Annotated in this window: 9 protein-coding genes; 5 read left to right on the top strand and 4 right to left on the bottom strand. The window is 46.7% G+C overall.

The annotated features are described in order from the left end of the window. Positions 1 to 243: 243 nt before the first annotated feature. Positions 244 to 531 (bottom strand): glycosyltransferase, encoded by a 288-nt coding sequence (locus tag QUA24_RS25955; protein ID WP_333233202.1) that lies wholly within the window; start codon positions 529 to 531, stop codon positions 244 to 246. Positions 532 to 735: 204 nt separating this feature from the next. On the opposite strand from QUA24_RS25955, the gene QUA24_RS25950 reads away from it, so the two are divergent. The 4 genes from QUA24_RS25950 to QUA24_RS25935 all read left to right on the top strand — a co-directional run bounded on the left by QUA24_RS25950 (position 736) and on the right by QUA24_RS25935 (position 4,888). After that, positions 736 to 1,596, top strand: coding sequence for an inositol monophosphatase family protein (locus QUA24_RS25950; protein ID WP_333233200.1), 861 nt, complete (start codon positions 736 to 738; stop codon positions 1,594 to 1,596). A 160-nt stretch (positions 1,597 to 1,756) separates the two neighbouring features. After that, a complete protein-coding gene (locus QUA24_RS25945; RefSeq protein WP_333233197.1) occupies positions 1,757 to 2,437 on the top strand; it encodes a Crp/Fnr family transcriptional regulator in 681 nt (226 codons plus the stop codon). Next, positions 2,434 to 4,335 carry a M61 family metallopeptidase gene (locus tag QUA24_RS25940; RefSeq protein ID WP_333233196.1) on the top strand — a complete coding sequence of 634 codons (1,902 nt, stop codon included), beginning with the start codon at positions 2,434 to 2,436 and terminating at the stop codon, positions 4,333 to 4,335. The genes QUA24_RS25945 and QUA24_RS25940 overlap by 4 nt, the downstream gene beginning before the upstream one ends. 79 nt (positions 4,336 to 4,414) lie before the next feature. Further along, on the top strand, positions 4,415 to 4,888 hold the full coding sequence (locus tag QUA24_RS25935; protein ID WP_333233194.1) for a TerB family tellurite resistance protein: 474 nt from the start codon (positions 4,415 to 4,417) through the stop codon (positions 4,886 to 4,888). Positions 4,889 to 5,283: 395 nt separating this feature from the next. Here QUA24_RS25935 and QUA24_RS25930 read toward each other — a convergent pair whose 3' ends face one another. After that, positions 5,284 to 5,814, bottom strand: coding sequence for a peptidoglycan-binding protein (locus QUA24_RS25930; RefSeq protein ID WP_333210187.1), 531 nt, complete (start codon positions 5,812 to 5,814; stop codon positions 5,284 to 5,286). 268 nt (positions 5,815 to 6,082) lie between these two features. Next, positions 6,083 to 7,735, bottom strand: coding sequence for an NAD(P)H-hydrate dehydratase (locus QUA24_RS25925; protein WP_333233192.1), 1,653 nt, complete (start codon positions 7,733 to 7,735; stop codon positions 6,083 to 6,085). 115 nt (positions 7,736 to 7,850) lie between these two features. Here QUA24_RS25925 and mnmA point away from each other — a divergent pair, with 115 nt between their 5' ends. Then, positions 7,851 to 8,942, top strand: a complete 1,092-nt coding sequence (mnmA, locus tag QUA24_RS25920; protein ID WP_333233191.1) for a tRNA 2-thiouridine(34) synthase MnmA — start codon at positions 7,851 to 7,853, stop codon at positions 8,940 to 8,942. Between the two features lie 196 nt (positions 8,943 to 9,138). Here the strand turns inward: mnmA and QUA24_RS25915 are convergent, their stop codons facing one another. Continuing rightward, positions 9,139 to 9,723 carry a hypothetical protein gene (locus QUA24_RS25915; RefSeq protein WP_333083064.1) on the bottom strand — a complete coding sequence of 195 codons (585 nt, stop codon included), beginning with the start codon at positions 9,721 to 9,723 and terminating at the stop codon, positions 9,139 to 9,141. Between the last annotated feature and the right edge of the window lie 373 nt (positions 9,724 to 10,096).

Below are 10,096 nucleotides of genomic sequence, written 5' to 3'. Positions count from 1 at the left end.
CAAGTTACATCATCAAATATTTTTAACTGGTTTACACACTGCTGTTATTGTACCTCATCTTTCTGAGAAAGGCTATATATCAGTAAGGTGTGCATTGTGCATCCTCCGGGCGTGATGTATGGTGCGCCTCGGCGCACCATACATTTTTATTAAAGCGATCGCAATTTCTCGACCAAAACATCGATATAAAGTTCGCTGCTATGCTGGTTCACAACCATTTCGTAGCCCCGCTGCACTTGAGATTCAGCTTCTTGAGGATTTTTTAGCAAATGGACGGACGATCGCCTCGCGCAAACCTTCTGCCTCTCCCACATCTACGACTTTGGCAATATGCGGGGCCGCTAAATAATCGACGATACCTTGAGTCCGAGTAATGACGACCGGCCGCTTGCAGGCCATGGCTTCCAGCAAAACCTGCACTCCAGCAGCATATTTATTGTCTACCAAACAAACTGCAATTACGTCTGCATCGCGGTAAAGCTGCACTAAATCCGGCCATTCGTAGAACTTGCGGGACATATTTTCTGGCATAGTATCGGGGAAAGCTTGCGATAAAGCCTTAGCATCTTGAGAAAAACCGCTAATTTTTACCGCAAACGGTGCTGATGTTTAGGAAACCGGGTTGATCGACACCCGCACGCAAATCCTGTACGAATCAAAAACAGTGACACAGGCCGATCGATTCCATCGATTCCAAGGACTTAAGCTTTTATGCTGAAGTTAGCTAAAAAATTTATGTTTAACCTCATGTATATTTCTCCAGAGCAAGACAAAAAAATTCGCTACACCCTGCGCGAGAGCGGTCAAGAAGCTTACAAGCTAGCAGCCGAACCTTTTGAAGTTTCAGAGAAAGGGCCCAACGACTACGTGACGAGTATTGATCAATACCTAGACCGACAACTATCGGCAGCATTTAGCGCTTTGTTTCCTGAAGACGGCTGGATCACTGAGGAAAACAGCTCCTCCAGAGCAGCTTACGGGGCTAATTACCAGCGCCTCTGGTGCATCGATCCCCTGGACGGGACAGAAGAATTTATTCGGGGAAAACTACACTACGCTTCGATGGTGGGGCTGCTGCTTGAGGACGAACCTGTGGCCGGCTGGCTCTACGCCCCGGCTTTTGACCAAATGTATTTTGGCGGCAAAGATTGGGGATTGTTCCAAACTGTGGGAACCCAAGCGCCGCAGCCGATCTCGCTATGCAAACCCCCGGCTCCGACAGCGGAAAATTGTAAAATTATTCTCGGGGACAAAGACCAGAAAAACTACGCCAGGGCGATCGCCCAAAGCATCCCCGGAGCCGAATTTTACTCGCTGGGCAGCTTTGGCTTAAAAGTGATGGAAGTTATCTTCGGTAGAGCCGGTTTGTACCTCTATCTCAACGGCAGAGTTAAAGTGTGGGATACCGTCGGCCCTCTGGCTTTAGCAAAAGCAGCCGGATTGGTTTGTTGCGACTTGCAAGGTCAACCGCTGAGGTGGACTAAAGATGCGATCGAGCCGGAGACTCTGGCCCACATACAGTCAATCGCGATCGGCTGGCCGGAATACATAGAACCTCTGTTGGGTAAAGTTCAACAGGCAGTGGTCGGCTTGTAAACCCGTTTAAGATTAAAGAATCTGCCGATTTTACGTGAACCGGGCCTCTGCACCCTTATCATCAATTAAAGGAGCAACAGATTGTTTGTGTTCCCAAACATCGATCGTTCCCTAGCTGTTGGGTGTCGCCTAATCATATTTCCCACCTCCGCGAGTTTGCATGAAGACAGAAGCTTTCAGTGAGCTATTCCCTCTATTTAAGGGTGCTAACCCAGAAACCTTGGGAGGGCTGCTATCAAATGCGGTCAAGCATGAGTATCCCCCCGGCCGAGCTGTGGTGATGGAGGATTCTTGGGGCAACGCGATTTACTTTGTCGTGTCTGGCTGGGTAAAAGTCCGCCGCTTGTCAAACGATCGAGCTGTATCAATGGCTATTTTAGGACGGGGTGCCTTCTTCGGCGAAATGGCCATTCTGGACGAATCTCCCCGATCGAATGACGTGCTTGCTCTATCGCCCGTGCGGCTGCTCAGCGTCACAGCTCAGCGATTTATCCAAACCCTGTTTAAAGATCCGCAATTGCACCACCGGATGCTGCAACTGATGGTACGGCGACTCCGCCAAACCAATCTCCGCTATCAACTCCGAAACCGCCAGCCAGCGGTTAAACTAGCAAATACTTTAGTCGAGCTGGCAGAAAACTACGGTCAGAAAACTGCTGAGGGCAAAGATATCTTCAATATTCCTTATGAAGACTTAGCTGATGTGACAGATATCACCCTAGATGAAACCAGCAAAATTATGGAAAAACTCGATAGTAAAGGTTGGATCAAAATCGATCCAGACCGCGAAACTATCCATTTGATCAACCTCAAGCACTTGATTAATTTGGCAAGTCAATGACTGATGTTACTTATGAGGATACCTCGTCCGCTGCCGGCCACCGTCAGGTGCAATTAACAGCACCGACAATTCAATATTCGGTGGCGATGCCCAATCCTGAATCCCATCTCTTTGAAGTAACTTTGCGCGTGCAAGGTTGGTCGGAGCCGGTTCTGGATTTAAAAATGCCTGTCTGGACTCCCGGTTCTTACTTGGTTCGAGAGTACGCCCGCCACCTGCAAGATTTTAGCTCGCTATCCGGCGATCAAGCTTTACCTTGGCGCAAGCTCAGTAAAAATCACTGGCAAATCGAGACAAATTCGGTGTCAGATGTCACGGTTTTCTACCGCATTTTTGCCAACGAACTGACAGTGCGAACCAATCATTTAGACTCGACTCACGGTTATTTCAATCCGGCGGCTTTGTGCTTTTTCTTGCCCGGTTTTGAGCGCAACTGCTACACGGTGAAGGTTGTGCCACCGCAGCCCCAATGGCGCACCGTTACTACTTTGCCACCTGTTTCTGGCCAAAATCTTACTTTCGCTGCTGTGGATTTTGACACTCTAGTAGACAGTCCTTTTGAGATTGGCTATCACGAAGTGTACGAGTTTGAAGTGATGGGAAAACCCCACCAGCTAGTTGTTTGGGGAAAAGGCAATTTAGAACCGGAACGGGCGATTCGAGACATCCAAAAAGTGATCGAAATCGAGGCAAAAATGTTCGGCGGTTTACCTTACGAACGCTATGTGTTTTTCCTGCATTTGTCCAGTTCTGGTTTTGGCGGTTTGGAACACAAGGAGAGTTGCACTCTCAACTATCCGCGTTTTGGTTTTCGGGCTAAGGAAAAGTATGAACGCTTTATTCAGTTGGTGGCTCACGAGTTTTTTCACCTGTGGAATGTCAAGCGCATTCGACCGAAAGCTCTCGAGGTATTTGATTACGAAAAAGAGAATTATACTCCTTCTTTATGGTTCTCTGAAGGCACTACCAGTTATTACGATTTGGTGATTCCTTTTCGAGCGGGTCTCTACAGCATCAAAGGTTTTTTCCAAGGTATGGCTAAGGAAATTACTCGCTTACAGACGACTCCGGGGCGGAACGTGCAGCCTCTGAGTGAGTCGAGCTGGGATGCTTGGATTAAACTTTATCGCCGGGATTCTAACAGCGACAATTCACAGATTTCCTATTATTTGAAAGGGGAAGTAGTTTCATTTTTGCTCGATTTGTTGATTCGAGCCAGACACGGCAATGAGCGATCTCTGGACGATGTGATGCGTTTAATGTGGCAGCAGTTTGGCAAGGCTAATTCGGCTGAAAATGGCGATTTTGACCTGAAGTCGGAAACAGACGGCAAGTCGGCGCATTTGACATCAAACGGAAAGTTAAATTCTGCTTCGCTGCCCGCAGAAATAGGCTTTACTCCCGAAGAGTTGCAAAGTGCGATCGAGTCCGTCGCCGGCATCGATTTGAGCGACTTTTTCGCGCGCTATATAGACGGTACAGAAGAGTTACCTTACAACAAATATCTCGAACCTTTCGGGCTGCAAATTTGGGTAGATGAAACTGACAAAACGCCTCGCATCGGTTGGACGTTGGGAGCCGAAAACGGGCGGGAAATGGTTAAATTTGTCGAAATAGGCTCTCCGGCACAATTGGCGGGAATTGACGCTGGGGACGAGTTGCTGGCGATCGAAGGTTTTCGGGTAAATTCAGAACAAGCAGGCGAGAGGCTTAAAGATTATCAGCCGGGGGACACAATAGATGTGACAGTTTTTCACCAAGACGAACTGCGGACTCGTCGTGTGACTCTCGCGCCGCCCCTGCCTGACCGTTACTCTATCGTGCCTGTGGAAAAGCCCACTACTATTCAGAAACAAAACTTTACTGGATGGCTGGGAGTTCCTCTATCAAAATTGTGACATAAATGAAGGGGAACCGGAAAGAAAAAACTAGAAGGAATCAAGCTGAACTCCCAATTCCCAATTACCAATTTTGATTATGCAAACCCCACCTCCTCCATCAATTACCCCCCGCCAGATGAATCTGCTGAGAATTGTTGCTTTTATGGCATGGGCAGACGGCGAACTCGCTACCGAAGAAGTTAATTTAATGCTCGATCGCTTTTGTCGTTTGTTTGCCCCAGATACCGACGGACAACAAATGCAACAAGAACTGCGGGATTACATCATGCAAAATATTCCCCTTGATGAGTTGATCGGTCAACTAGAAACTCAAGATGAAAGGGAATTAGTCCTGCAACTCGGCTATGAAGTGATTTCTTCTAGTTCTCGCACTCCCGATGAACCCAAAATTAACGCTGAAGAAGCCGCAGCTTATCACAAATTAGTGAAGTTGCTGAATCTTTCAGAGGATGTGGTCAAGCGTATTGAAGCTGAATCATCGGCTGCAGATACTTCAGAGGGAATTGTCGAGAAGATGGCTCACAAATTAGAAAAGTTCATCAAAGGCTAGTTAGTGACTTGCGCGCGCTTGGCTTAAAAACCCGGTTGATTCCTAGATTTCTCGTTACTAAACGTGGAATTTTTCGTAGAAACCGGGAATAAGCCTCCTATACCTAAGTCTTTTTAGGTAAGTATCGCACTCATATTTTTATGAGTGAAACTATTTATAAATAAAGCTGAAGGGAAATAAACCGGCTTGTGAGTCCCAATTTCCTACGATATAGTAACAAAAAAACACGGGGAAGTTGAGCATATTTTTCATCGCCGGGAACGGTAACAAAATTTGCGATCGCCCTTCCCGCGCGCTGCCTTACCCTTAACGATAATTAGGGACTTAGGCAAAGCCTAAATCCCTAATTGAGCTACCGATTTTTTGTCATCACATAAAGTGAATCCAACCAGTCATTAGTGCGGTAACTTGCTGAGGGCGTGCCAAGTTCTGTAGCCGACAATACCATCTTGGGGTAAAGCCACGCTAATTTGCAATTGTCGCACTGCTACATCTGTCATCGGCCCGAATAATCCGTCAATGAAGCCGAAATAGTATCCATTGATTTTCAAGACATTCTGAACAATTTTAACAGCATTGCCAGAACTGCCCTTCATGAGGGTCGGCATATTCACAGGTGCACCAGAGTATAGTGCTTGCCAAGTCAGGGAACCGACAATCCCATCTTCAATTAAAAAGACGCGGTGTTGATAACCTTTGACGGCGTTTTGAACTTGGACGCCGAAAATACCGTCAATCGGCCCGAAATAATATGCCCAATGATATAGAAGCTGTTGTAGTTCCTTGACAGCTTGACCTGTTGAACCCATTTGTAAAGTGGGTTTGTTTACTCCAGTGGTTTCAGCAAATGCCAGACTTGATTGAGCAGTAGTATCGGCGACAAGAGCCATAGTTTCATTGTTCAAGCTTCTTTCTTCGGTATACATAATGTGGTTCCTCTCAACATTTAAGTTTTTGTCTTTGATATTTCAGGTATAACTGGTGGGATTTGTGGATGCACAGTCACTTTTTGGAGTGTCACTCATGTGAGTGTCACTCGTTTGAGTTACCCGTGGGTTTGTCGTCAGGAATGCAAGTTGTAATATTTTTATGAGGACTTCTGTCGTCACTACAAACCAAGGGGTAAGGTGCGCGGTGGACACCTACCCAATACAAAGATGCGGGGTACGCACCCTACCCATTACTATTGATTGTTTACTCCGCAAACTCTCGCAAAGCTGGAATTAAATACTGTGTCAAAGTAAAGGCATCTACTCCTAATTCCGTCCGTTCTTTGGCCGCCAGGATTCCGGCTTGAGCGTGCCACCAAGCTGCTGTTGCTGCAACTGATTGGGGGGGGGATTTGCGGGCGATCACAGTTGCTAATAGTCCCCCTAACAAGCCTGTGAGAACGTCGCCACTGCCGCCTCTGGCGAGGGCTGGGGTGCTTTCGGGATTGAGGTAGGTGATGCTACGTGAAGCGTAGCTATCCGGTAGGGAATCTTCCTCATCCTTCCAACTTATGCAAACTCTCGCTCCCTTGAGCAATATCGTTGCACCGCAAAGCTGAGCTGCGGCTTGAGTTGCGGCAATTCGATCCTCGCCCGTTCGATCGGCTAAGTCGGGAAATAAACGCTTGAATTCGCCAGGGTGAGGCGTGATAATTGTCAGTGCTGAGCGTTCGGACAAAATCGGGACTGTGCCGAGTTGAGCGAGGATATTTAAACCGTCAGCATCTAACACGAGAGGTCGATCGCTCTCCAGTACAGATTCTACAGCTATTGCCGCTTCCAATGTCAGACCTGGCCCTGCGGCGATCGCATCATAAGTTCCCAAATCAATTGCTACTGGCAACTCGCTAATTGCACCGCTTTGGGTTTCGGGACATCCTATAACTAATGCCTCTGGCAACTGGCTGCTCAACATCGGTTTAATCGACTCAGGAACAGCAATTGACAGCATTCCGATGCCGCTTGCTCTTGCTCCTAATGCTGCCAAAATTGCGGCTCCGCTGTAGCGGCGGGAACCTGCAATAATTAGTAAGTGACCGTTGGTGTATTTGTGCGAAATTGGCGATCGGGGTAACGGCAAATGCTGACTAGCCGAGGCTTGTGTAATGCGTTGTATTCCTGGCGTTTCACCCAATATTGCTGCAATATCTGCTGCGGGAATATCAAAATCAATTAATTCGGAACTCCCGATATATTCTAACGCTCTATCTTGCAGAAATGCCATTTTCCACAAACCCAAACATAATGTATGTTTGGCCCGAATTGCCGTTCCCAAAACTTCTCCGGTATCTGTATGAATTCCCGATGGAATGTCTATACTTAAAATGGGTATATTTAAATTATTTATTTCGTCAATCGCGGCTGCTGTGTGGTTAGTAATTTCTCGTTCTAATCCAAAGCCAAATAAACCATCAACGAGCAAAGTACAGTTTTTCAGATTTTCAATTTTATCAAGAAATGAAATATTTAAAGAGCGGGCATAATCAGCGTGATTTTTTGTTAGTTCTTTTAGTTTAGAAAACGGGCAGTAAATAACTACTTGGAAACCTTGAAAATGCAATTCACGCGCCACAACCAAAGCATCGCCGCCGTTGTGCCCGGGCCCAACCAATACGCCGATAACTGGCAATTGAGAATTAACAAGATTTTTCCCTTCTTCCCTTTTCCTTTTATCCGTTAAATCCCGTACATTGCTAGTTGCCGAACTTCCTTCCACTTTCAAAAGCTCCTGAATGCGTAGAGCAATCAGTCCCGCGACTTTTTCCATTAAAGCTGCGACTGGCATTCCAGCAGCAAAGATTCTGGTTTCTATTTGCCGCATTTGGTCGGCGGTGACAACAAATTTTTGAATAGTCATATTAGTGCTAAAATTTCAGCTAACAGCAGCAGTGGCAGGTTGTAGTATACTTGTGGTATAATAAATTAGCTCGATCGAACTAACTCACAGTAAAATAGCAATTTCTCTCAGAATCATGAACAAGATTGTTGTAGGCCTCTCCGGCGGGGTCGATAGTTCCGCAGCAGCCGCAATTTTACACCATCAGGGATATGAAGTGGTGGGTTTAACGCTGTGGTTGATGAAGGGCAAAGGTCAGTGCTGCTCTGAGGGAATGGTCGATGCAGCTAAAATTTGCGAAGATTTGGGCGTTCCCCACCACATTGTTGACAGCCGCGATGTTTTTCAGGCAAGTATTGTCGATTATTTGGTGGAGGGTTACAGTGCAGGAGTTACACCTCTGCCTTGTTCGCAGTGCAATAAAACTGTGAAGTTCGGGCCAATGCTTAAGTATGCTCGCGAAGAACTCGGAATTGAAAAAATCGCTACAGGCCACTACGCTCGGATTACTTACAATGCTGATACGGGTCACTATCAGTTGCTGCGGGCGATCGACCCTGCAAAAGATCAGTCTTATTTCTTGTATGATTTAACACAGGATTTGTTGGCGGGTACGGAATTTCCTTTGGGGGAAATTACCAAGACAGAAACTCGCAGAATTGCGGCGGAATTTGGCTTGACAACTGCTGATAAGCCGGAAAGTCAGGATTTGTGCTTGGTGGAAAGTAACGGTTCGATGCGGGCTTTTCTGGATAAGTACATTGCGCCGCAAAAGGGTGACATTGTCGACAAGTCAGGGCGGGTGCTCGGGCAGCATGACGGCGTGCATCACTACACAATCGGCCAGCGGAAGGGACTAGGGATTGCTGCACCGGAACCGCTATACGTGATTGAACTTGATGCTGCTGGCAATCGGGTAATTGTGGGCGATCGACAGTTGGCAGTAGAATCTGAATGTACAGTCCAGAAAGTGAATTGGGTTTCTGTGGCTGCGCCCATGGCTCCGATTCGGGCTCAGGTACAGATTCGATATCGATCGCAACCCGTCCCCGCTACAATTATTCCTGTGGAACCATCTCAAGCAGAGGAAAAAGCCGGCGGTACAAGAGTTAAGTTGATTTTTGACGAACCGCAGTTGAGCATTACCCCCGGACAAGCGGCCGTTTGGTATGACGGAGACGTGCTGTTGGGCGGCGGCATCATCGAAAGAAACCAACTCCCAAATTAAGCCAAGGGCAGGCTAGAAGCCCAACCCCTACTCCTCACAAGAAACCACCCAGAAAAAACTCACTCTTTGTGGAACAGGCATCTTGCCTGTTCCAATAAGCCCACAAGAAACTTCCCACAAGAAAATTCACTCTTTTTGGAACAGGCAAGATGCCTGTTCCAAAAGGAAACTTATATTTCATTTCCCAGGGGTACATTTACTTAACTAACTTTTTTTCCAAACGCAAGATATTTCCCCTAGCATTAGTGCGGTAAACCCAAGTTTGCCTACCATCAGAAACCACAACCCGCCAACCTTCGACAATCATTTGACCGCAAATTTCATCCGCTTTCGAGAGTCCTAAACAAGTATTCGGCCAACTTTGTCCGCTTGATTCCGTTACTTTCAACTTGTCAGCAGCAATGCCAGTGGAGCCCGACAACTCTCGGCGAACTGCTTCTGCTACGGTTGCGGGCAATTGCTTCGGGGGATTTTTGCGCGTACCCTCGGCTAAATTCCCCGGTTCGGAAGTGAGTGTATTAAGTGCCAATACCGAATAGCTGATTGTTTGGGGCACCGCGGCTGAGGAAAATTGCTGCGCGGTTTGCTGCTGTTGCCTTTCCAACTGGGCAAGGGAATCTTTGAGGGCGCCCGCGTTAGCCGCAGCGGTGTGTCTTAGCGCCGGATACATTTCCCATACCAGAATTCCTGTCAGCACCAAAGCCAAGATTACAGGATTGGGCTGCTTTTGGTCTCGGTGTTTATTTTTTTGAAGTTTATTTTTGGAGATTCTTTTCATCATACGCCCTCTGCCTCACTTTACACAATGCGCGATCGCTCCTGAACACTCAACTGCAGATACTTATTTAGACACTATTGCTGGTGCTATTGGTTCCTTTGTGCAGAACCCACTTGACTGCTGGTTGCTGGTGCGGCGCAAGTATTTTCTACTCGCCGCCTGCAGTTGTGTTTCAGGAAACTTGCACTACCCAGTTATTACTTAATTTTTACTTTTTGTCTCAGGGTATTAAGAAAAATTTATGCTTAAGTAAATATTCTTAAGTAGTTAGACAGAATTAATTACACAAATACATAGTGGAATGATATTCCAGGCAAAATTATGAGTTAATTAGAATTTCATATGATGTTTATCAGAGAAATAAACCCTCTTTCGT

Origin of the sequence: Microcoleus sp. Pol12B5 (genome assembly GCF_036701335.1) — a bacterium.
Lineage (GTDB): Bacteria > Cyanobacteriota > Cyanobacteriia > Cyanobacteriales > Microcoleaceae > Microcoleus.
This window is presented reverse-complemented; position numbering and strand designations above follow the sequence as displayed.